The sequence below is a fragment of the Bradyrhizobium sp. 22 genome, assembly GCF_000482425.1.
GTDB classification, from domain to species: domain Bacteria; phylum Pseudomonadota; class Alphaproteobacteria; order Rhizobiales; family Xanthobacteraceae; genus Bradyrhizobium; species Bradyrhizobium japonicum_B.
Genome location: NZ_KI519399.1, coordinates 4,063,670 through 4,085,987 on the forward strand (window position 1 = coordinate 4,063,670; position 22,318 = coordinate 4,085,987).

Below are 22,318 nucleotides of genomic sequence, written 5' to 3' on the forward strand. Positions count from 1 at the left end.
CTTAGAACCGTTCAAGCCGTGTTTCATCGCTTAGCCCTTAAGTAGGGTATTACCGAGCTTTCGCCAAGCCTCTAACGCCCTATTGATGTCATCTGGTTCCGTGGACCAGCCGAGACTAAGACGCACCGCTCCCTGCGCCACTGCGGGGTCGAAGCCCATGGCGGAAAGCACGTGGGACGGCTGGACCTTGCCCGAGGAGCAGGCCGAGCCGGATGAGACGGCGATGCCTTCGAGGTCGAAGCCGATCACGGCCGTCTCGGCCTTGAGGCCGGGCGCCGTGAACAGGACGGTATTCGGCAACCGCTCGGCGTCCTCCGAGAAGATGGTGGCGCCCGCGATCCCCCGGATGCCGTTTTCCAAGCGGATTCTGAGGGTTGTGATGCGCTCCGCAACCTCCGGCAGAGCCTGAAGCGCGACTTTCACGGCAGCACCAAAGCCGGCGATGCCGGCGACATTCTCGGTTCCAGCGCGACGGCTGAGCTCCTGCCCGCCGCCTCGCAGCACCGGCTCCAGTCCGGCAATCCCCTCGGCCATGACCAGCGCGCCGACGCCCTTGGGGCCGCCGATCTTGTGCGCAGAAAAGGTCGCAAGGTCGATGCCCATAGCCTTGATATCGAAAGGGATTTTACCCAACGCCTGGATCGCATCGACGTGCAGGAGGCCGCCGGCCTCGTGAACGATCCGCGCCGCCTCGGCGACCGGCTGGAGCGCGCCCGTCTCGTTGTTGGCGGCCATGATCGAGACCAGTGCCGGCGGACCGTCCGCGAGCCCTGCCTTCAGGTGTTCGAGATCGACCACGCCGGCGCGCGTCACGCGGATCAGGCCGATCCTGTCCGCCAGGAACCGGCCTCCCGCCAGCACGGAGGCGTGCTCGACCGCCGACACCAGCAGCCGCTGGACCGGTCCGCCGGACGGTCCCCGCAACCCCGGCGACAGCGCGAGCGCGTTGGCCTCGGTTCCCGCCGAGGCGAAGACCACGTTCCGGGGCAAGGCGCCGACCGCCAGGGCAAGCTCGGCTCTAGCCTCCTCCACCAGTCGCCGCGCCTCCCGTCCCTCGGCATGAACCGACGAGGGATTGCCGACCAGGTCGAAGGCCGCAACCATCGCGGCCCGAGCCTCGGGCCGCAGCGGCGTGGTCGCGTTCCAGTCGAGATAGACACGGGTCGGCATCTCGCCCTCTTAGCACCTTTTGCCATCCGTCCAATCGGAGGCCGCGTGGATCAGGGCCGGCCGGTGCGGCTCGATCGCGGCAACAATCCGCGGCAGCACCCGCAATCCGAACAGAGGTCGCAGCCAGACAATGCGCCGGACGATTTCATAGGTCGCCACACATGCGAGTGCGGTCCCAATGATGACAATGGAGGCCTCGGCCCCCACCGGGAGACCGCTGTCGCGCAAGGCGTGGGCGATCACGATGATCGCGGTCTGATGCACGATGTAGTACGGAAAGATCGCGTCGGTGAGATAGCGCCGCGCCGGTCCGTCGGCGGCGAGGTGGCGTCGCGCAAAGCCCAGCACGGCGGCGATCGCGAGCCATTGGTAGCAACCGTAAGCCGAGGCGGCGGCCCACTTCAGCGCGGGTGACGGCGCAAACAGTCCGGCGCGAACCAGGATGAAGGCCGAGAAGCAGGCCGCTGCAGCCGCCAGCGCCAACCAGCGTTGGCGCGCGACCTCGCGCCAGATCCCCTCCTGCCTCGCCAGCAGGAAACCGATCAGGAAGGCGGTGGCGTGGTCGGCGTGGTTGTACCAGTCGCCGAACAGCGCATGGGTCGACGGGAAGGCCGGAAACAGCACCAGGCGCCAGGCCACGTACAACACGCAGGGCACGACCAGGAGCCACGGCCCGGCGAGCACGACGGCTAGCTTGCGGCCGAGCCAGTCAGCGCCGGCCGGCCAGAGCGCAAGCACGCCGATCAAGGCCATCGTGTAGACCCACAGATAGACCACGAACCAGAGATGGTTCCAGGTCGGCAGCACGATGCAGGGGTTCGGACAGAACTGCGCGCCGAACGCAAAGTAATGCCTGGCATAGAAATCGAGAAAGCCCGCGGGATAGCCGAGGCTCTCGACGATCTGGAGATAGGATTGCGGCGGCACGATCACGAGCATGCCGAAGACCAGCGGGATCAAGAGCCGTACCGACCGGGCACCGGCAAGCGCGGCCAGGGTCGACTTGTCGAGCATGAAGCGGGTGGCAACCCCGGACACCAGAAACAGCAGCGACAGCCGCCAGGGATTTAGCAACAGCATCACCGGTTCCAGCCAGGTCAGCCGGTGCTCGCTCTTGATGTGAAATCCCCAGGACACGTAGAGCATGCCGACGTGGTAGAAGATCAAGAGCCCGAAGGCTAAAATCCGCACCCAGTCCAGATCGATGCGCCTGTCCGAGCTTTGGAATTGCTGTGGTGTTGTCATGGTTTTCTGCTCCTTGACGGGACGACGAACGCGGTTTTCGGGCCATGGCTGACACTGAAAATGGCTGACACCGAAAATGCGCCGCCGACGCCGCGCGTCGAGCCGGTTTGGGATCAGAATCCGACGCGACGGGACGAGCCGCCGGTGGCTGGGACGAATAGCGGACCTTTCGGGATCAGCGGGGGCGACCGGACCACGTTCGCTGCGATCGCGGCGGTCGCGCTCGCGATCGGAATCGTCAACGCGTTCTCGGGCGCCCAGGACGCGGCCTGGCGCGGCGACAGCTACGACATCGGCCGGCGGCTGTTCTGGGAGATGTCGAGCATCGCGATCATCCTGCTGCTGCTGCCGATCCTGGTGCTGGCGGTCCGCCGCATGCGTGGAACCCCTGGCCTTGCCGCCCGCGCAGCAATCGGGGCGATCATCCTGCTCGGCTTCTCGGCCCTGCACATCACCGGCATGGTCTGGGTGCGCAAGCTGGCGCTCTGGCTCGCCGGCGGCGCTTACGATTTTCGCTTTTCGCTCGCGACGGTCCTCTACGAATTCCGCAAGGACGCGGTGGCCGTCGTCCTGATCGCCAGCACGATCTGGCTGCTCGAAAGCCGGCGTGAGCTAAAAAGCGCCGCAGCCGCTCCCTCGCCTCCGCCCGCTCCGCTCCAGCCCTCGTCCCCCGACGCGATCTGGCTGCGCGACGGAACGAGCCGCATTCGCGTGGTGCCGCGCGACATTCTCTGGGTCGCCTCCGCCGGCAACTACATCGAATACAGCCTCGCCGACGGGACCCGGCACCTGATCCGGGGCACGCTGGCAGCAGCGGAAAGCGAACTGGCGCGCTTTTCCGTCGTTCGCGTTCACCGGACCAAGCTTGCCAATCTCGACCGGGTGCGCGGCGTCGACCTCAAGCCGTCAGGGGATTTCGAGCTCGCCTTCGACAACGGCCAGACACTCGGGGGCAGCCGGCGTTACCGGCCGGCGGTCGCCACGCTCGGAAGCCGGGCCGCCCCTGTGGGAATCGCCGCCGCCGATCGGCCAGCGATCCACAAACAATCGTGATTCCAATCGGTTGAGCGGTATCCTGCGGCAGAGCCGCCGCCCCCGCCGGCACCGATTGCATCCAGGCGACGTCCCGCGCCGGCGACAAGACCGGACATGACGCTGAGATGACCGGCTAAGCTCTTGAGCCCATTGAGAGATGTCGAAGAAGCTTGCTTTTTGACCCTCGCCTCGTGTTAGAAGCGCGCGTCAGTTCACCTGCGCGCCACTCGCGCATCATCCGAGGGCGCGCCTCTCCACCTTTCATCCGTGCTCTCGTCGGCGGCAACGCCGGGCAGAGCCACAATCGGACGATTGCGCAGGGATCACCTCCAAGGGACTTAAATCAGAGACATCCATGCCTGAAGTCATTTTCACCGGCCCTGCCGGCCGCCTCGAGGGTCGCTATCACCCGGCCAAGCAGAAGAACGCGCCGATTGCGATGATCCTGCATCCGCACCCGCAGTTTCACGGCACGATGAACCATCAGATCGTGTACCAGTGCTACTACGCCTTCGCCCATCGCGGCTTCTCGGTGCTGCGCTTCAACTTCCGCGGCGTCGGCCGCAGCCAGGGCTCGTTCGACCACGGCACCGGCGAATTGTCGGATGCCGCCGCAGCGCTCGACTGGGCCCAGACCATCAATCCCGAGGCGCGCGCCTGCTGGGTCGCCGGCTTCTCCTTCGGCGCCTGGATCGGCATGCAGCTGTTGATGCGCCGCCCCGAGGTCGAGGGCTTCATCTCGATCGCGCCGCCGGCCAATCTCTACGACTTCTCGTTCCTCGCGCCCTGCCCGTCGTCGGGCCTGATCGTGCACGGCGAGAAGGACGCGGTGGTGCCGCCCAAGGACGTCAACACGCTGGTCGAGAAGCTGAAGACGCAGAAGGGCATCGTGATCGACCAGCAGATCATCCCCGGCGCCAACCATTTCTTCGACGCCAAGCTCGAGCCGCTGATGGAGACCATCACGGCGTATCTCGACATGCGCCTCGCCAACGTGCGCTGAGGCTTCTCGGTGCCCCGGACGCGGTGCATCACGCAGTGATGCGCCGCAGAGCCGGCCCATATATCGCCGGGCTAGATTTCAGCGAAATCCGGACAACGAAATCACGCTGCCAGCTTGAGCAGATGCGCATCGTGGCGCACCAGGAACGCGCGCAGCAATTGCAGATAGTCCGCGCCCACGGCCGTGCGCACGCTCGGACGTTTCGCGAGCTCGGCGCGCCACGCGCGCACTTTCGGCACATCGCGGAAGATGCCGTGCTCGGTCAGCTCGTCGAACAGGTCGAAATAGCGAAAGACCGGCGCGAACACTGCATCGACCAGGCTGAACGCATCGCCAGCGAAATACGGCCCCGCGCCGAGCGCGGCTTCGACACGCGCGAACTTCGCCGCAAGCGCCTGACGCTTGCTCTCGAACGTCGCTGCATCGGTCGTGGTCTCCAGCCCCCAGAGATCCCCGAGGATCGCCGAGCCGAACTCCATCCAGGCGCGATGCTCGGCCCGCTTCAAAGCATCCGCCGGATGCAGCCGCGCACCGCCTTGCGTCTCCTCGATGTACTCGCAGATCACGTTGCTCTCGAACAGCGCGACCTCGCCCCTCTCCGTCGTCACCACCAGCACCGGCACCTTGCCGAGCGGCGACAGCTTCAAGAACCAGTCGGGCTTGTTGGCGAGATCGATGTCGACGCGCTCGAACGGCACGCCCTTCTCCTTCAGCGCGATCACCGCGCGCTGCACGTAGGGGCAAAGCTTGTGGCTGATGAGTTTCAGTGAAGCGGTCATGGTGCGATCCCGGCGCGGTTTGATGCAACTGCATCAACTATAGATGCATTTGCATGTATCTGTCAAGGTCAATGCACCTGCATTAATTCGCACGTCTGCGATCATGGAGGCGTCGGGCAAAACACCCCAAAATTCGTCAACCCCCGCGGGCAAAAATATGTCACTTTTCCGAATTTCGGATTTATGGCATACACCGTCCATCCCGGCCCTGCCAGAGGGGCGCTTCGCGATCGTCACGAGATGCGGGTTGGGGTGCGGTGGACGCGGCAGCGCCGGCGCGGATGTGTGGCGACAGGGCGGCCCAACCGTGAGTCTCACGCAGCGCGCATACGACACGGCGCGGTCACAGCGGTCTCGTTGGACATCAAGGGCGAGCACGCGTCAGCCCCTGATGATCTGGCGGGAACGTCCGCGGACGGAGAAGTCGTGTGGTCCCGACGCCCGGGGTTCTGGCGTCAAGCCTTAGCGGCGATGCGGCGGCCAACCGGTGCGCACATCGATCAGCCGCAAGGCGACGGGGGCAATAGTGCAACGCTCCCCGAGGAGAGCACGAAGGACACCGTTAAAACCATCCGCGCAGGGAAGGCCGGGCGACCGGCACACCTGTGGTCCACCCCGTGTGCGCTCTTACGCCCACGGACCTGCGGGTGCCGCCGGCGCCCGGCCTTCCCTGCGCCCTTTGGCATTCATGGGGCGCAAGACGGCAGCACAACTCGGGCACAACGCGCCGCGGGAATGCGAAGGTGTGTCTGCAGATGAAGTCTTTATCGGTAGAGCAATCATTGCGTCCGCCTTCGCCGAGTTTCGGCGGCCAAGTCGCTGCGCTCGCAATGACGGCTGTGGAAACAGGTGCGCAACAACTTACGTTCTCCTGCCCCGGACGCAGCGCAGAGCCGGGGCCCATGCATCGGCCCGGAATGAAGCGGCTGGGTCCCGGCTCTGCGCCGCAGCGTTGCACGCTGCGTCGCGTCCGGGACACGGGATTAGCCCATGCCGCTGCTTCGAACTCCGCCTCCGGCGCCCGCCCTCAGGGCCTTGCGATCACCCCGCCGGTCATCGGCATCGGTACGCCCGTGGTAGCGGGATACGACAGCGGCAGGCCCTTCATGCCGCGGACTGCGAGGAAGCCGAAGGCCTGCGCCTCGATGGCGTCGGAGGCCCAGCCCAGCGTCTCGGCGGCCTCGACCGTGGCTGCCCCCACCCGCTCCCGCAGCATCCGCAGCATCGTGAGGTTGCGGGCGCCGCCGCCGCAGACGATCCAACTCCGCGGCCGCCGCGGCAACAGCGGGATGATGCGGGCGATCGCCGCTGCGGTGAAGGCGGTCAGCGTCGCGGCGCCGTCGGCCGGCGCGACATCGCCGAGCTTCAGCGCCGCGAAGTCGTTGCGGTCGAGCGATTTCGGCGGCGGCAACGCGAAGAACGGCAGCTCCAGCGCGCGGGCGATCCAGGCCTCGTCGACCTTGCCGAGGCTTGCGAACTTTCCTTCCGCGTCGAATGCCTGGTTCATGATGCGGTACATGAAATCGTCCAGCAGCGCATTGCCGGGGCCGGTGTCACAGGCGATCAGCGTGTCGCCGTCGATATAGGTGATGTTGGAGACGCCGCCGATATTGACCACGACGATCGGCCCCTCGCGGTCCAGCGAATGGGCGAGCGCGCGGTGGTAGACCGGGACAAAGGGCGCGCCCTGCCCGCCGGCCTCGACATCGGCGGCACGAAAATCATGCATCACGGGAATATGGATGGCTTTTGCCAGTGCCTGCGCATCGCCGATCTGCACCGTCAGGCGCTTTTCAGGCCGGTGCAGCACGGTCTGGCCGTGGAAGCCGACGATGTCGATGTCCTCCGGCCTCATGCGGTTCTGGGTCAGGAAGCTGGCCACCGCCTCGGCATGGGCTTGCGTCACCGCCCGCTCGGCCTCGGCGAGAACGCCCGGGCGGGCATCGCGCTTGGTCAAATGCACGGCTTCGCCCAGGGCCTGACGCAGCAGATTGCGCTCCGCAGGTTGATAGGGCCGGTAGCCGGACGGCCCGAACGCCTTGACCTGTTTTCCATCGGTTTCGATCAGCGCGACGTCCACCCCGTCCAGCGAGGTGCCGCTCATCAGACCGAGTGCCGTCAACATCATGGATCAGCGTCCTCAAGACCCGTTCCGGCATGCCGATCTTGTGCCAGAGGGGCACATCTTATAATGCCACAGCGCCAAGTGGCGGGCGGCCGTCGGGTTCCCACGCAAGACCCTTAAATTGCCCCCAAAACAGTAAACCAAGAATTGTCAGGCGCGCCGACAGATGACTGCATTTAAATCTGATTTCCTCAATATCCTGCAGGAACGTGGCTTCATCCACCAATGCTCCGATTTCGAGGGGCTGGACGCGCTCGCCGCCAAGGGTGAAGCGACCGCCTATGTCGGCTACGATTGCACCGCCCGCTCGCTGCATATCGGCAATTACCTGACCATGATGATGCTGCACTGGCTGCAGCAATCCGGCAACAAGCCGATCACGCTGATGGGCGGCGGCACCACCATGGTCGGCGATCCCTCGGGCAAGGACGAGACGCGCGCGATGCGGACGATCGCCGAGATCGAGGGCAACAAGGCCTCGATCCGCGGCGTGTTCGCCAAGGTGCTCAACTATGGCGACGGCAAGAGCGACGCCATCATGCTCGACAATGCGGAATGGCTGACCAAGCTGAACTGGATCGAGATGCTGCGCGACGTCGGCCGGCACTTCTCGGTCAACCGCATGCTCACCATGGACTCGGTGCGGCTGCGGCTCGAGCGCGAGCAGGAGATGAGCTTCATCGAGTTCAACTACATGGTCTGCCAGGCCTACGACTTCGTCGAGCTCGCCAAGCGGACCGGCTGCAAATTGCAGATGGGCGGCTCGGACCAGTGGGGCAACATCATCATGGGCGTCGACCTCGGCCGCCGCATGGGCACGCACCAGCTGTTCGCGCTGACGACGCCGCTCTTGACCACCGCCTCGGGCGCCAAGATGGGCAAGACCGCGCAAGGCGCGGTGTGGCTCAACGCCGACCAGTTCAGCCCCTACGATTTCTGGCAGTACTGGCGCAACACCGAGGATGCCGACGTCGGCAAGTTCCTGAAGCTGTTCACGACGCTGCCGATGGCCGAGATCAGGAAGCTCGAGGCGCTCGGCGGCTCGGAGATCAACGAGGCCAAGAAGGTGCTCGCCACCGAAGCGACCGCGCTGCTGCACGGCCGCGACGCCGCGAACGAAGCCGCCGAAACCGCGCGCCGCACCTTCGAGGAAGGCGCGCTCGCCGAGAGCCTGCCGACGGTGGAAATTCCGCGCGGCGAACTCGATGCCGGCCTCGGCGTGCTCAATGCTTTCGTCAAGGCGGGCCTCGTCGCCTCCAACGGCGAGGCACGGCGGCAGATCAAGGGCGGCGGCCTGCGTGTGAACGACGCGCCGGTCACCGACGAGAAGATGGCGCTCTCTGCGGCCAATCTGACGCCGGAAGGCGTGATCAAGCTGTCCTTCGGCAAGAAGAAGCACATCCTGATCAAGCCTGCATAGGCGTATGAGCTTTTCGCTGCTTGTCAGTGTGGGCGGATGCGCGCTCCCTGACGGCAATGGATCAGAACACGCCCAAGGGAACGACAGCGGAAACGCGCAAGGAACAGGGCGCAAGCACGCGGCGGCAGGCGGTGCGCACCGCGCTCGTGGTGCTCTGCCTGTGTTTCACGCTGGCTGTTCTTGGCCGCGGGCTCAGCGAGAGCTTCACCGTCTTCCTCAAGCCGATCTCCGAGAGCTTCGGCTGGGACCGCGCGCAAGTCGTCTCGATCTATTCCCTGACATGGCTGATCAGCGGACTGACCGCGCCGCTGGTCGGGCGGCTGTTCGACCATTCCGGTCCGCGCGTCGTCTACGCACTCGGGCTGCTCCTGCTCGGCTCGGCCTTCCTGATCGCAAGCCGGGCCCAGGCGCTGTGGCAATTCCAGCTCTCGATCGGGCTGTGCGTCGGCATCGGCGTTGCCTTCATCGGCAACGTGCCGAACTCGATCCTGCTCGGCCGCTGGTTCGGACCAAAGCTGCCGACCGCCATGGCGGTGGTGTACTCGGCGATGGGCGGCGGCGTGCTGGCGCTGCTGCCGGCCTCGCAGCTGCTGATCGACCATCTCGGCTGGCGCGAGACCTACCAGGTCTACGGCCTCGCCGCGCTCGCGCTCTTGGTGCCGCTGCTGCTGCTGCCCTGGCGGATGTTTTCGGCAGGCTCCCCGCATGTCGCCAAGAGAAGCGACCCTGATTTCATCGACCATGGCTGGACGCTGGCGAGCGCCATGCGCCACCATGCCTTCTGGGCGCTGTTCTCGACCTTCTTCTTCACCGCGGTCGGCATGTACGCGATCGCCGCCCAGATCGTGGCCTATCTGATCGACGCCGGCTTCCCGCCGCTCCAGGCTGCGACCGCCTGGGGGTTTTCAGGCGTCGTGCTCGTGTTCGGCATGATCGGCGTGTCGGCACTCGACGGACTGATTGGACGGCGCCCGTCGGTGCTGCTCAGCTACGCCATCTCGATCCTCGGCATCGTGCTGCTCTGGCTGCTTCAGTATTATCCTGATGTCATCCTGCTCACCGGCTTCGTCGTCTGCTTCGGCAGCATGATGGGCTCGCGCGGGCCGCTGATCACGGCGACCGCGATGAGGATCTTCCGCGGCAAGCGCGTCGGCACGATCTTCGGCACCATCTCGATCGGCAGCGGCCTCGGCTCTGCCGTCGGCTCATGGAGCGGCGGCCTCATCCACGATTTCACGCACGGCTACAATCTGCTGCTCGTTTTCGCACTTGCGAGCGTGATCCTCGGAATGATTCCATTCCTCATCGTCCCCGCCTTGCGGGAGTAAGTCTCCCCAACGTAACCTGCGCCCCTCGATGTCACCGGGGAATTACGCACGTCATGCGGACACCGTAAGCAATCGCTCGGACGCGAACGGAGGAAGTGTGGTGTCGCGTCCGACATGACGAAAATGTCAGCGCGAAATTGATCTGAGATGACTTGCGAGGCGGCGCTGAATACGGTCCTAGTCACAGCATTGGATGGAGGGCAAACCAATGGACTTTCCTTATCTCACTCGCTTTCAACCGGTTCTCCTGAGCCTGTTTCGCTTCATGACCGGCTTGTTGCTGTTTCAGTACGGCGTCGCCAAGATCTTCAAGTTTCCGGTGCTTCCCTACTTCGCCAACATCCCGCCGCTGATCTGGACGGCGGGCGCAATCGAGCTCGTGCTCGGCGCGCTCTTGATGATCGGGCTGTTCACCCGCCTGACCGCATTCATCCTGTCGGGTCAAATGGCGTTCGCCTATTTCATCGGCCACATGTTCAAGGGCGAGACGCCGGTGTTCCTTCCGCTGCTCAACGGCGGCACCTCGGCGATCCTGTTCTGCTTCGCCTGTCTCTATCTGTCGGCAGCCGGCGGCGGCTCGGTTAGCGCCGACGCAGCGATGGGCAAGGACTAGCGACCCGGGCCCGCGGCGCTGCGGCGCCGTCGTCGACCCCGCAAACGGACGGCACCGGCAGACCGGCGGTGCCGTCTCAGCGCGCCCCCAGCACGTTCCAGATCAGAACGAGGGCCGCGACGAGCAGCACGGACATGATGATGCGATGAACGAATCGAGTCATTGCAGGTCCAGCCAGGCTGTTTAGATCCCAAAGTCCAAAATCGATTCTGTCCCCCGGACGGGCTTGAGCCGGTCGGCAAGGCGATTTGCCTGCACGATTGCGCATGAGGCTGCAAATGCCGCGCGCCCGGTAGGCCGCCGCATGCCTACATTCATGATTGGTAAGAACTTCATGCTACCCAGGCGAGCAATAACCATTCCGTAGGGGCTGTGATGAAACTGCTGAGCCATCTGACGATCCGCACCAAGCTTGCCAGCATGGTCTGCCTTGCGGCCCTCACAGTCGCGGCCATCATCGGCGTATCGTCCGTGCTGAGCAAGAGCCGCATGATGGAGGATCGCGTCCAGCAGATGCGGACCGCGGTCGAGTTGCTCTACAATTACGCACAATCGCTTCAGGACGAGGTGACCGCCGGCAAGCTGACATTGGCCGATGCCAAGGCTCAGTTCCACCAGCGCGGACGCCGTATGAATTTCAACGGCAACCAGGGCTACCCCGTCGTCTACAATCCCGACACGTCGATCCTGGTGAACGGCGCCAACCAGCAGCTCGAGGGCAAGATCACCGGAGCCAAGGACTCCAACGGCGTCCTGATCGCCGACGCCATTGTCAAGGCGGGCGAGCAGACGGCGCAGGGCGGGGTCACCTCTTATCTCTACCCCCGTCCCGGCCAGACCGAGCCGGTCCGCAAGACCGTGTTCGCGCGCAAATTCGCGCCCTGGAACGCGACCATCAGCTACGGCCTCTATGTCGACGACATCGACGCCGACGTGCGTGCGCTGACCCTGGAGCTTGCCGCGATCGGCACCGGCCTGATGCTGCTGATGGCGGCATTGTCCTGGCTGATCGCCCGCGACGTGCTCAGCGCGCTCGAACGCCAGAAGAACCGCATGCAGAAGATTTCCGAAGGTGCCATCGACAAGCCGGTCGAGGAAACCGACCGCGGCGACGAGATCGGCCGCATGGCCGAGACGCTCGAGGTGCTGAGGCAGACCGCTTTGACGGCCCGCGCGCTGGAGGCCGAACAAGCCGCCACCAAGACGCGCACCGAGCAGGAGAAGCGCGACGCCCTGATCGCCCTTGCCGACCGCTTCGATGCCTCCGTCGGCCAGCTCGTCGGCCTGATGGCCTCCGGCTCCGGGGAGCTCGAGCATACCGCCCAATCGATGTCCTCGACCGCCGAAGGCACCAACCGCCGCGCCGCATTGGTCGGCTCTGCCGCCACCGAAGCCAGTCAGCGCGTCCAGACCGTCGCGGCCGCCGCCGAGGAGCTCTCCTCCTCCATCACCGAGATCAGCCGCCAGGTCGCCCAATCCGCAGAGGTCACCGGACGCGCGGTCGACAGCGCCCGCCGCACCGACACGATCGTGCGCGCGCTCTCGGACGGCGCCCAGCAGATCGAACACGTCGCCGAGCTGATTTCCAACATCGCCGCCCAGACCAATCTGCTCGCGCTCAACGCCACCATCGAGGCCGCGCGCGCCGGCGAAGCCGGCCGCGGCTTCGCCGTCGTCGCCTCCGAGGTGAAGTCGCTCGCGAGCCAGACCGCGGAAGCCACCCGCGAGATCGGCGACAAGATCGCCCAGATCCAGGGCGCGACCAGGGAGGCCGTGGACGCCATCGGCGGCATCACCGCCACCATCGAGGAGGTCAGCCGCATCGCCACCTCGATCGGCGCCGCGATTGAGGAGCAAGGCGCCGCCACCGCCGAGATCGCCCGCAGCGTCTCGCAGACCGCGGAGGCGACCCAGGAGGTCACCACCAATATCGGCGGCGTCTCGACCGCCGCGAACGAGACCGGCAATGCCGCCGGCATGGTGCTAGCCGCGGCCAGCAACCTCTCCAAGCAGGCCGAACAGCTCTCCGGCGAAGTCGGCACGTTCCTGGCGGGCGTGCGCGCGGCGTAGACCTTCAGGCCCGAATATCTCCACGTGCGTCATGGCCGGGCTTGTCCCGGCCATCCACGTTTTGGCCGCGTGGCAGGAGAACGTGGATGCCCGAAGCTTCGCCGCGCAAAGCGGCTACGGCCGCGCAGGCGGGACAAGCCCGGGCATGATGGAGTCTGGGCTTCGCGCTTTACCGCCGCGTGAGGCTGCAGCCGCTCGAGAGCTGACGCGTCGAGCCGGTCGAGCCGTCGTTCGACTGCGAAGGGAATTCCTCGAACGGCGTGTTCTGCTTGCCGGTGTTGAACTCGAAGATCTTGCGGAACACGCCCGGCACCATGGCAGAGACCGGATTGACGCGCATCACGGGCGCGGCCGGCGTGCCGATGACCTCGTAGGTCACGCCGATCAGTCCCTCCTTGTCGCCACCGCCCAGGAACAGTCCGAGCACCGGAATCTGTCCGAACATGTTGTTCAACCCGTACATCGGGACGAAGGTGCCGCTCATGCAGACCTGGTTGCCGGGATAGTCGATCGAGCCTTCGATGGTGGCGCCGATCATCGGGCCCTTGACGACGCCGTCGCGGATCGTCAGCGCGCCGTTCTGCCGGGTGAACTCGGCGCGCAGCGCACTGAAGGAGACGCCGTTTCCGGTGCCGTTGGGCGCGCCGGCGGCGACGCGCTCGAGCTGCGCCTCGCCCTTCACCGTGAAGTCGCGGACGTTGATGAGGCCCTCGCGCGAGGTGTTCGGCTCGGATGTCGGCGGCTCCATCGCCACCACCATCTGGCCGCCGACCGCCTTGGTGTAGGTGTCGGTGAAGCGCAGCAGCGCGCCGGCATCGTTGGTCTGGAGATAGATCACCTCGCGGCTGCCCTGCGCACGCCCGCCGCGCAGATCGGCCGCCACCGGCGTATCGCGGCCGATCTTGCCGCTCAGGGTAAAGGCCTTGATGGCGCCGTTGCGCTTCGACATCTTGGCATCGACGCTGCGCATCGCCTCGCCGTTGAAGCCCGCGACGGCACCGAGCTTCACGTCGATGTCGAAATCGACGCCCTTCATCTTGTTGTTTTTGTCATCCTTGGAATTGCCTGAGATCGCCGACTTCAGGAAGCCGCGGCCATCGAACACGTCGCCGCGTATGGTGCCCCTGATGACGCCGTCCTGACCACGCTCGGCCTTCAACGAGGTCTTGTCGCCGTCGGACGGCGAATAGATCGGGAAGTTCGCGTTGACGAGGTCGCCGTTCGCGTCGACCTCGAGCGACCCCTTGATCGAGGCGCCGCCGCCTTCGATGACGATATCCTCGATACGCGTCGATTGCGCCGTCGGCACCACCTTGAAGCTGGCCTTGCCCGACTTGCCCGGCAGCTTGACCCAGCCCGGCAGGATGTTGTCGAGCTTGACCGACGTCAGGTCGGCCTCGACGCCGAGCTTCGTGGTCTGGTCGGGACCGCCGGCGATCTTGCCCGACAGCTTGATCGGCAACGATCCGCTGACGGCGGGGCTGAGATCAAAGCCGAGGCGCGCGCGGCTCGCATCGTCCAGCGTTGCCTGCAGCCTGACGTCCGCATCGCCTTCGGTCGGCTTGCGATAGTCGAGCGAGGCCGCCTGCCCGTTGATCTTGACGTCGCCCTTGACCTGATAACCCCCGTTGTTGGCGACGATCTTGAGGCTGTTGGCCTCGAGCTTCTGGTTCATCACCAGCTTGTCGGCGGCAAAGCCGTTGAGGTCGGCGGTGACGGCATAGATGGTGTCAGACTTGGTCAATTCGCCCTTCACCGGCAGGCCGAGCTGGATGTTCGCCGTGAACGTCCCCTTGCTGGTGTTGGGATCGATGATCGTCGACGACAGATCGCTGAGGCGATCATTGGACAGCATTTCAGCCGCCGCGGGCACCGGGCCATCGACGCGGAACCTGGTCCGCGACGGCGACGGCTTCGGCGCCATGTCGGGCACCTCGAAGACGAAATCGGAGATGGTGATCTTGCGGCCCGCAGGCGTATCGGCGATGCCCTGGCCGATCGTCACGGTCGCGGTGCGGCCGGTCACGCGCGCCTTCAGATCGGCATCGTGCACGACCGGCATGCCGTCCACCGGACGGACCGCGACGCCGCTCGCCACGATGTTAACCGAGAGGCCGTCGTCGGGAATGGGCGGGCCCTTGCGCGGAAGATTCTTCGTCGGCGAATTGATGCCGATCTCGATGCGCTGGAGCGTGCCGCGCTCGATCCGCTCGATCACCCATTCGCGAAGCTCGGGAACGACGAGCGTCGGCCACATCCGCTTCAAGGCGGAGGCCGACATCGGCGTTCCCGCAAAGCCCAGCGTCAGGCGCGGCTCGCCCGAATAATCGATCGCACCGGTGCCGGCGACGCCGATCTCGCCGTTGCTGATGTCGGCCTGCGTCAGCAGGAAGCGCTTGTGGTCGGTGTCGAAGCGGAATCCGATCGCGATGCGGTTGAAGACGAGCGGCGGCTCGTTGTCGATGCCGCCGAGCAGGATCGACCCGCCGCTGAAGCCGAGCTGCCAGTCGTTGACGGTGCCGTTGGGCGGCTCGAGATGGGCCAGCAGCGTCAGCCGGTTCGCGCCCGACAGGACCTTGAACGGCGCCACCAGCACCCGGCGGTTGGCATCCCATTCGAGATTGATCTCGGCCTGGTCGATCGCCATCGGATAGTCGGGCGTGTCGGTGTCGATGATATTGCCCGCGCCGACCGCGATCTTGCCGCGGAAGAAGGTCGGCACGCCGTCGCGGCCGAGCTCGCCCTTGAGCTCGCCGGTCAGCGGCAAATCGGCGGTATAGGTGAGGTCCTTGACCCGCAGCGCCAGGAGGATGTTGGAGGTCGAGACCTTGTCGGCCTTGATGTCGACCGAGCGCACGCCGTTCTCGGCTGGACCGATCGTGGCCCGCAGCATCCAGGGGCGCGCGCCCTCCTCGCCGAGGCTGAGCGTGACGCCGCCGCGGCTCGGCCGGCGCAGGCTGAGCGTGATGTTCTCGAACGACCATTTGCTGCCGCGCTGCTGATCGTCGACGATCAGATTGCCGTTCTTCAGACCGATCTCGTTGAGGTTCTGGCCGTCGAGACCCGTCATGCTCAGGCTGTCGAGCCAGTCGAGGCCCTGAAGAATGCCGCTCTGCGCGGTCGCCTGGGGCGCGCCCTGGGAAGCAGCTTGGGAGGCGGCTTGAGATGGATCCTGGCCGGCGGGCGCCGTGGCGAAAGGCGGCGGCGGAACGCCGCTGCGCGGGAATGTCGGCGGCAGGCCCGCATCCTTCTTCGAGGCGACGCCGGTGGCCAGCGGCTTTGCGGTGTCGCCGGCGGACACCGTGACAGTACCGTCGGGCGCGATCCGGATCGCGAGCTCGGCATCGACGAGATTGAGGCTTTCGGCCCGCAGGTGCCCCATCAGCAGGCCCGCCCCCGACAGCTTGACCTCTGCCTTCGGCGCGCTGGCGACGACGGCATGATCGCGGTCGCGGACGATGATGTCACGGATGCGGACGGCGATGCGGACGCGCCCGGCCCGCTCGATCTGGGTGCCCCCGATCTCGACTGTGTTGCCGTGGCCGATATTGTCCTCGATCGCGGCGGCCAGCCACGGGGTTGCGATGTCGAGATTGATGGGACCGGCGCCGAGCCGCCACCACAGCGCAGCGAAACAGCCGACGAAGATGACGGCGACAGTCCCGACGACGAGGACGAGGCGCTTCAGCCAGCGATCGGCGGCCAGCCAGCGGCGCAGCGCGCCAAACCCGTCACCGAAGCGAAGGAAGCGCGAGCTGGAACGCGCCAACAGCCGGCGCGCGCGATGACCCGCGGCCGCCTCCTGATCCGGATCCCAATCGGCGTCGTCCCATTCCTGCGGCTGTTGACCGCCGTGCCGATCGAAGTCCCGATTGTAATCCTGGGGCGACTTATTCCTTGCCATTGCCTCTCGATACAGGCGCCCGTCATGAGATTGAGCGCCGCCGGGACCACAGCCGTCCCCAGGGAGCAAAGCTCCCTGCGCCGGCATCGCAGCCATACTTCGAATATTCCTGCTGTTCGTCATTTCGCCCCGGGAGCGCGTTCAACGAGCAGTGGGGTGGTGCGTGGAATTCCTTGTAACCATACTCCGGCGTCGTCAGACTTGCCCAGCCAAGGGCGCCAGTCCGGCACACCGGACGAGAGCTGCAATACCGTTTCGGTTGACCCGCCGAAAGCGTCGAAAGGAAGGCGTATGTCCAAGAAATCCCGAAAGAAATCGTCCAAAGCGCCCTCCGGCAGTCCGACGGCTAAGAAGAACACCCTGAAACCGCGGGCATCGAGTCAAACAAAGTCCGCAAAGACGCAGCGGACACCGGCGAGCAAATCAGCCGGGACATTAGCAAAAGCAGGATCACATAAGGCCGCATCGAAACAGTTAAATTTCTCCAAATCGGCCTCCGCGCCCGCGACGGCGAAGGCCAGCCTGGCCGAGGGCCAGAAAGCCCCCGCCTTCCGCCTGCCCCGCGACGGCGGCGACGTCGTCACATTGGCGGACTATGCCGGCCGAAAGCTGGTCCTGTTCTTCTATCCCCGCGCCGACACGCCCGGCTGCACCCGGGAGGCGATCGACTTCACCCGCCTCGCCGGCGCCTTCGCGGCCGCCGGCACCGCCGTGCTCGGGATCTCCGCCGACCCGTTAAGGGCCCAGGAGAAATTCCGCGACAAGCACGGTCTCGGTGTCCCGCTCATCTCGGACGAGCAGCACGAGATGCTCGAGGCCTATGGCGCCTGGGGCGAAAAGTCCATGTATGGCAAGAGCTTCCTTGGAATTCTTCGCACCACGATCCTGGTCGGGGCCGACGGCAAGGTGGCCAGGATCTGGCGCAATGTCCGGGTCGACGGGCATGCCGATGCGGTGCTGGAGGCGGCAAGAAGCCTTTAACCAGTCCTTTGAATTCGCCTGTTCCCGTTTCCGGAAAATTAACCATGACCGGCCCAGATTGCTACGGCAATTAGGGCCGTACGGACTCATCCGACCGGCGCGGGAGTGCCGATGTCGAAAAGTTCTGCCCAATACTCGCAGTACCCCCAACATCATCCGCACGACCACGGCCGGGCCTTCCAACGCCGTCCCGCAGTTGCGCCCGCCGCAGCGATCCCCCTTCCCGCGACCGACGATGCCTACACCATCGTCCATGCCGGCAAGCAGGTCCGCTTCGGGCCCGTGGTGTTCTGGATCGTGGTCGGTACGGTGGTGCTGCTCGGTCTCTGGTCGGCGGCGACCGCCACCTACTTTGCTTTCCGCGACGACGTTCTGACCCGGCTGATCGCCCGCCAGGCCGAGATGCAATACGCCTACGAGGACCGCATCGCCGAGCTGCGCGCCAAGGTCGATCGCACCACCAGCCGGCAGCTGCTCGACCAGGAACAGTTCGACCAGAAGCTCGACCAGATCATGAAGCGCCAGACGGCGCTGGAGTCCCGAGCCACGGCGCTCGGGGCCATGCCCGACGTGACCGGCTCGATTCCCCGTGCGGTCCCGCAGCGCGGCGATTCGAGCCAGAGCACGCCAAAGCCATCGCCGATCAGCGACACCGTGATCTTCGTGGCGCCGCCGGACCGTGAGGCGCGGCTCGAATCGCGCGCCCCGGCCGTCGTGGCTCCACAGACCAATCAATTTGCGAAGAACCATGGCTTCGACAACGTTCTGGTCCGGCTCACCACCTCGCTCGATCAGGTCGAACGTCGCCAGATGGCGGTGCTCAGCGCGGTCGAGGAAAGCATGGATTCACGCATGCGCCGGATGCGCGGCGTGGTCAGCGATCTCGGTCTCAACCTCGCCAGTCTCGAAGCCGCCGTGCCGCGCAGCGCAATGGGCGGGCCCTTCGTTCCCATCAAGCTGACCGCCAATGCCGGGCCGTTCGAGAAGCAGCTCAATCGCATCAACATCACCCGCGCAGAGATGGATCGTCTCAACCGCACGCTGGCGCTGGTGCCCTACCGCAAGCCCGTCATCGGCGAGGTCGAGTTCACCTCAGGCTTCGGCGTCCGCAGCGATCCCTTCCTCGGCCGGCCCGCGATGCATACCGGGCTCGACTTCCGCGCCGCCAGCGGCGATCCGGTCCGCGTCACCGCCAACGGCAAGGTCGTTTCCGCCGGCTGGTCCGGCGGCTACGGCCGCATGGTGGAGGTCGATCACGGCAACGGGTTGTCGACCCGCTACGGCCATCTCTCGGAGATCAACGTCAAGGTCGGCGAGATCGTGAAGATCGGCCAGGTCGTCGGTCTGGTCGGCTCCACGGGCCGTTCGACCGGTCCTCACCTGCACTATGAGACCCGCATCGAAGGCGAAGCGGTGGATCCGCAAAAATTCCTGCGCGCCGGCGTCCGGCTCAGCGCGGGTTAGTTTCCGACCTGCACCGCGGAAAGCTCCACAGTCTCCCCCCGAACGATCACGTTCCATTCGCGTGGAGCACCGCCTCAGCCAGTGGTGTCCTTCAATGCGACCGAACGAAACGACGCAATACGCGTCCATCGATCACGAGAAGCGCGCTGGCAATGATCAGGGCGCCGGCAATCTCACGCGCCGAAATCGGCTCGCCCAGGACGAGATAGCCGAGCAGGATTGCCGTCACGGGAACGAGGAGCGTTACCAAAGTCACGTTGGTTGCGCCTGAGCGCCGCAGCACTTGGAAAAAAACGAGATACGCGAGCGCGGTCGAGAGACCAGCCGAGCCGAGCACGGCGAGCCAGGTCGTCACGCCGGGCATCGGCAGGCGCCATGGCCGGTCGAACACGAAAGCCAGCACCGTCATCATGACCGTCGATGCGAGCAACTGACATGTCGCCGTCGCAAGCGGAGGTGATTTCGACAGCCAGCGCCGTGCCACCAAGGCCGCGAATCCGTAGCTGAGAGCCGCACCGATGCAAAGCAGGATCCCGATCCCCTGACCAGTCAGCAACTCGATCCCAGCTCCCTTCAGAATGATGACGCCGATCAGGCCCACGACAACACCGGCAGCGCGACGCGCTATCAGCCTCTCCTCTCCGACAACCGCCATGACGACGACGGTGAACAAGGGAGTGGTCGCGTTGAGGATCGACGCCAGCCCGCTCGAAATGTACAATTGCGCCGTCACGATCATGGAAAAAGGCAACACGTTGTTCAGCAACGCCATGACGACATACGGCCGCCAACTCGCGACGTCTTTCGGAAGGCTGATCCGATAAAGCCGCAGCAGCGGCAGAAGCAGGGCCGCACCCGCCGCCACTCGCAGCAGCACCAGCGTCAATGGCGGCAATTCCCTCAAGGCCGCACTGTTGAAGAAGAACGAGCCGCCCCACAGGATCGAAAGGAGACCCAACAGCAACCAGTCGCGTGCGTCGATCCTGTTATCCGTCGGAAGCATGAGGTCTCGCATCTGGCGCCCAGAGCCTTCGCCTAGCCCGAAGCCATGGAAGTGACCACCCGATTTCCGGAACAGCGCCAAGCGGCTTATTTCGGCCGCGACACCAGCTCGATCATCCTGCCTTCATCATCATCAGGCATCGCCGCCTTGGCCTGCGCGTAGGCCTCGACCGCAGCGCGCGCGACCAGCGGCTTGCCGGCCAGGAGGCTCTCGGCGAGCTTCACCGCGTAAGCAGCATCCTTGTGCCGCAGCGCCGCGGTGAAGGTCGCGCCGGAAAAATCGCGGCCGACCATGCGCTTGGAATGACGCAAGACCTGCGGGCTGGCAGCGACACCCGCCTGGATCGATTCCAGCACAAGGTTCATGTCGAGCCCGCCTGCTCGGCAATCGCAAGGCCCTCGGCGAGGCCGGCGATCTGGATCGCACCCATCAGATTGTTGATGAGCTTGTAGACGGTGCCGGAGCCGACCGCGCCGAAATGGCGGATGGTCGAGCCGATCGGCTCGAGATAGGGCCGCGCGCGTTCGAGATCGGCGCTATCTGCGCCGACCAGCAGCGTCAGCTTTCCGGCGGCTGCCGCATCGGGCAGTCCGGTCACGGGGCAGTCGATGTAGATCAGCCCGCGCGCATTCAGCTCGCGGCCTATCTCGCGGGCATGGTCATAGGAGACGGTCGAGCACTCGATCGCGATGGTGCCGGCCTTGGCGGTCTTGGCCGCGCCCTTCGGCCCGAGCCAGACCGCGCGCGAGGCCTCGTCGTCGGCGACCATGGTCACGACGGCGGCGGCATCGATCGCGGCATCCTCCGGCGAGGTCGCCCAATGGGCGCCGCGGGCGATCAGGTCTTCCGCTTTTGCCCTGCTGCGATTCCACAGCGTCACGGTGAAGCCGGCATCGAGATAGCGGCCGGCCATGCCGTGCCCCATCCGCCCCAATCCGATGAAGGCGACACGGGGCATGATCAGTCCACGTCCTCGATCTCGCCGGTCGTGGTGCCGAACGCGCGCTGCGCCAGCGTCGCGGCCATGAACTCGTCGAGCTCGCCGTTGAGCACGCCCGATGTGTCGGAGGTCTGCACGCCCGTGCGCAGATCCTTCACCATCTGATAGGGCTGCAGCACGTAGGAGCGGATCTGGTGGCCCCAGCCGATATCGGTCTTGGCGGCCTGGTCGGCGGCGGCCTTCTCCTCGCGCTTCTTCAGCTCGATCTCGTAGAGACGCGCGCGCAGCATGTCCCAGGCCTGTGCCCGGTTCTTGTGCTGGGAGCGGCCGGCCTGGCAGACCACCGCGACGCCGGTCGGAATGTGCGTCAGGCGCACCGCGGATTCGGTCTTGTTGACGTGCTGGCCGCCAGCGCCGCCGGATCGCATCGTATCGACGCGAACGTCGGATTCCTTGATGTCGATCTTGATGCTGTCGTCGATGACGGGAAACACCTGCACGCTGGAGAACGAGGTGTGGCGCCGTGCGTTGGAATCGAACGGCGAAATGCGCACCAGGCGGTGCACGCCGGCTTCCGTCTTCAGCCAGCCATAGGCGTTGTGGCCGGAGACCTGGATGGTCGCCGACTTGATGCCGGCCTCTTCGCCCTCGGACTCTTCGAGATATTCGACCTTGAAGCCGTGATTTTCCGCCCAGCGCGTGTACATGCGCAGCAGCATCTGCGCCCAGTCCTGGCTCTCGGTGCCGCCGGCGCCGGCGTGGACTTCGAGGTAGGAATCGAAGCGGTCGGCTTCGCCCGACAGCAGCGCTTCGAGCTCGCGTCGCGCCACTTCCTTCTTGAGGTTCTTCAGCGCGGCTTCGGCCTCGGCGACGACGCCGTCATCGCCCTCGGCCTCGCCGAGCTCGATCATGCCGATATCGTCTTCGAGCTCCTGCTCGACCTTGCCGATGCCCGAGAGCGAATCCTCAAGCGAGGTGCGCTCCTGCATCAGCTTCTGGGCTTTCTGGGGATCGTTCCAGAGATTGGGATCTTCAGCGAGCTTGTTCAGCTCAGCGAGGCGCGCCGTCGATTTCTCGACGTCAAAGATGCCTCCTCAGCAGCCCGACCGACTGCTTGATCTCTTCTACCAACCGTTCGATTTCGGCGCGCATGTTGTTCTCTGTCTTGCGGAATCCCGCGTGCAGTTCGAGAGGGGATGTAGCGGCGGCGGCCGTAAAGCGCAACCGCCGGGCCTGTG

Annotated in this window: 15 protein-coding genes and 1 pseudogene; 8 read left to right on the forward strand and 8 right to left on the reverse strand. The window is 65.5% G+C overall.

Features of this window, described 5'->3' with window-relative positions:
• Window positions 1-30: 30 nt before the first annotated feature.
• Together K410_RS0120745 and K410_RS37085 are read right to left on the reverse strand one after the other, a co-directional pair.
• Window positions 31-1,170, reverse strand: a complete 1,140-nt coding sequence (locus K410_RS0120745; RefSeq protein WP_028136653.1) for a cysteine desulfurase family protein — start codon at window positions 1,168-1,170, stop codon at window positions 31-33.
• A gap of 9 nt (window positions 1,171-1,179) precedes the next feature.
• Window positions 1,180-2,415 (reverse strand): acyltransferase family protein, encoded by a 1,236-nt coding sequence (locus tag K410_RS37085; RefSeq protein WP_049820138.1) that lies wholly within the window; start codon window positions 2,413-2,415, stop codon window positions 1,180-1,182.
• A 60-nt stretch (window positions 2,416-2,475) separates the two neighbouring features.
• Between K410_RS37085 and K410_RS37090 the strand changes: the two genes are divergently transcribed.
• Together K410_RS37090 and K410_RS0120760 are read left to right on the forward strand one after the other, a co-directional pair.
• Complete coding sequence (locus tag K410_RS37090) at window positions 2,476-3,468, forward strand: LytTR family DNA-binding domain-containing protein (RefSeq protein WP_049820139.1); 993 nt, start codon at window positions 2,476-2,478, stop codon at window positions 3,466-3,468.
• A 337-nt stretch (window positions 3,469-3,805) separates the two neighbouring features.
• The gene (locus tag K410_RS0120760) at window positions 3,806-4,453 is read left to right on the forward strand and encodes an alpha/beta hydrolase (RefSeq protein ID WP_024337874.1); all 648 of its coding nucleotides are present in this window, start codon (window positions 3,806-3,808) and stop codon (window positions 4,451-4,453) included.
• A gap of 101 nt (window positions 4,454-4,554) precedes the next feature.
• On the opposite strand, the gene K410_RS0120765 is transcribed toward K410_RS0120760, so the two are convergent.
• On the reverse strand, window positions 4,555-5,232 hold the full coding sequence (locus K410_RS0120765) for a glutathione S-transferase family protein (protein ID WP_028136654.1): 678 nt from the start codon (window positions 5,230-5,232) through the stop codon (window positions 4,555-4,557).
• 1,027 nt (window positions 5,233-6,259) lie between these two features.
• Window positions 6,260-7,360 carry an anhydro-N-acetylmuramic acid kinase gene (locus tag K410_RS0120770; protein ID WP_028136655.1) on the reverse strand — a complete coding sequence of 367 codons (1,101 nt, stop codon included), beginning with the start codon at window positions 7,358-7,360 and terminating at the stop codon, window positions 6,260-6,262.
• A 163-nt stretch (window positions 7,361-7,523) separates the two neighbouring features.
• Here K410_RS0120770 and tyrS point away from each other — a divergent pair, with 163 nt between their 5' ends.
• From tyrS to K410_RS0120795, 4 genes are all read left to right on the forward strand, one after another.
• Entirely contained in the window at window positions 7,524-8,777 is a 1,254-nt protein-coding gene (gene tyrS, locus K410_RS0120775; protein ID WP_028136656.1) for a tyrosine--tRNA ligase, read from the forward strand.
• A 56-nt stretch (window positions 8,778-8,833) separates the two neighbouring features.
• On the forward strand, window positions 8,834-10,105 hold the full coding sequence (locus K410_RS0120780; protein ID WP_028136657.1) for an MFS transporter: 1,272 nt from the start codon (window positions 8,834-8,836) through the stop codon (window positions 10,103-10,105).
• A gap of 208 nt (window positions 10,106-10,313) precedes the next feature.
• Complete coding sequence (locus tag K410_RS0120785) at window positions 10,314-10,718, forward strand: DoxX family protein (RefSeq protein ID WP_028136658.1); 405 nt, start codon at window positions 10,314-10,316, stop codon at window positions 10,716-10,718.
• A 375-nt stretch (window positions 10,719-11,093) separates the two neighbouring features.
• Window positions 11,094-12,788: a methyl-accepting chemotaxis protein gene (locus K410_RS0120795; protein ID WP_028136659.1), complete on the forward strand. Its 1,695-nt coding sequence runs from the start codon at window positions 11,094-11,096 to the stop codon at window positions 12,786-12,788.
• A gap of 169 nt (window positions 12,789-12,957) precedes the next feature.
• On the opposite strand, the gene K410_RS0120800 is transcribed toward K410_RS0120795, so the two are convergent.
• Entirely contained in the window at window positions 12,958-16,779 is a 3,822-nt protein-coding gene (locus K410_RS0120800) for a YhdP family protein (protein ID WP_049820282.1), read from the reverse strand.
• A 204-nt stretch (window positions 16,780-16,983) separates the two neighbouring features.
• Between K410_RS0120800 and K410_RS0120805 the strand changes: the two genes are divergently transcribed.
• Window positions 16,984-17,673, forward strand: coding sequence for a peroxiredoxin (locus K410_RS0120805; RefSeq protein ID WP_080672184.1), 690 nt, complete (start codon window positions 16,984-16,986; stop codon window positions 17,671-17,673).
• A 111-nt stretch (window positions 17,674-17,784) separates the two neighbouring features.
• On the forward strand, window positions 17,785-19,137 hold the full coding sequence (locus K410_RS0120810; protein ID WP_028136662.1) for a M23 family metallopeptidase: 1,353 nt from the start codon (window positions 17,785-17,787) through the stop codon (window positions 19,135-19,137).
• 91 nt (window positions 19,138-19,228) lie between these two features.
• Here the strand turns inward: K410_RS0120810 and K410_RS0120815 are convergent, their stop codons facing one another.
• From K410_RS0120815 to prfB, 3 genes and pseudogenes are all read right to left on the reverse strand, one after another.
• Entirely contained in the window at window positions 19,229-20,140 is a 912-nt protein-coding gene (locus K410_RS0120815) for a DMT family transporter (RefSeq protein ID WP_028136663.1), read from the reverse strand.
• Between the two features lie 86 nt (window positions 20,141-20,226).
• A pseudogene (locus K410_RS0120820) lies at window positions 20,227-21,098 on the reverse strand (NAD(P)-dependent oxidoreductase).
• Window positions 21,099-21,100: 2 nt separating this feature from the next.
• Window positions 21,101-22,232 (reverse strand): peptide chain release factor 2 gene (gene prfB, locus K410_RS0120825; RefSeq protein WP_155253526.1). Its coding sequence is split into 2 segments (ribosomal slippage): window positions 21,101-22,162 and window positions 22,164-22,232, totalling 1,131 coding nucleotides; the frame shifts between segments, so codons are not numbered across the junction.
• Window positions 22,233-22,318 lie beyond the last annotated feature (86 nt).

What these genes read in the sequence shown, in the direction of transcription:
- K410_RS0120745 (WP_028136653.1), bottom strand. Translation starts at nt 1,170, where the DNA reads ATGCCGACCCGTGTCTATCTCGACTGGAACGCGACCACGCCGCTGCGG.
- K410_RS37085 (WP_049820138.1), bottom strand. Translation starts at nt 2,415, where the DNA reads ATGACAACACCACAGCAATTCCAAAGCTCGGACAGGCGCATCGATCTG.
- K410_RS37090 (WP_049820139.1), top strand. Translation starts at nt 2,476, where the DNA reads ATGGCTGACACCGAAAATGCGCCGCCGACGCCGCGCGTCGAGCCGGTT.
- K410_RS0120760 (WP_024337874.1), top strand. Translation starts at nt 3,806, where the DNA reads ATGCCTGAAGTCATTTTCACCGGCCCTGCCGGCCGCCTCGAGGGTCGC.
- K410_RS0120765 (WP_028136654.1), bottom strand. Translation starts at nt 5,232, where the DNA reads ATGACCGCTTCACTGAAACTCATCAGCCACAAGCTTTGCCCCTACGTG.
- K410_RS0120770 (WP_028136655.1), bottom strand. Translation starts at nt 7,360, where the DNA reads ATGATGTTGACGGCACTCGGTCTGATGAGCGGCACCTCGCTGGACGGG.
- tyrS (WP_028136656.1), top strand. Translation starts at nt 7,524, where the DNA reads ATGACTGCATTTAAATCTGATTTCCTCAATATCCTGCAGGAACGTGGC.
- K410_RS0120780 (WP_028136657.1), top strand. Translation starts at nt 8,834, where the DNA reads ATGGATCAGAACACGCCCAAGGGAACGACAGCGGAAACGCGCAAGGAA.
- K410_RS0120785 (WP_028136658.1), top strand. Translation starts at nt 10,314, where the DNA reads ATGGACTTTCCTTATCTCACTCGCTTTCAACCGGTTCTCCTGAGCCTG.
- K410_RS0120795 (WP_028136659.1), top strand. Translation starts at nt 11,094, where the DNA reads ATGAAACTGCTGAGCCATCTGACGATCCGCACCAAGCTTGCCAGCATG.
- K410_RS0120800 (WP_049820282.1), bottom strand. Translation starts at nt 16,779, where the DNA reads ATGCCGGCGCAGGGAGCTTTGCTCCCTGGGGACGGCTGTGGTCCCGGC.
- K410_RS0120805 (WP_080672184.1), top strand. Translation starts at nt 16,984, where the DNA reads ATGTCCAAGAAATCCCGAAAGAAATCGTCCAAAGCGCCCTCCGGCAGT.
- K410_RS0120810 (WP_028136662.1), top strand. Translation starts at nt 17,785, where the DNA reads ATGTCGAAAAGTTCTGCCCAATACTCGCAGTACCCCCAACATCATCCG.
- K410_RS0120815 (WP_028136663.1), bottom strand. Translation starts at nt 20,140, where the DNA reads ATGCTTCCGACGGATAACAGGATCGACGCACGCGACTGGTTGCTGTTG.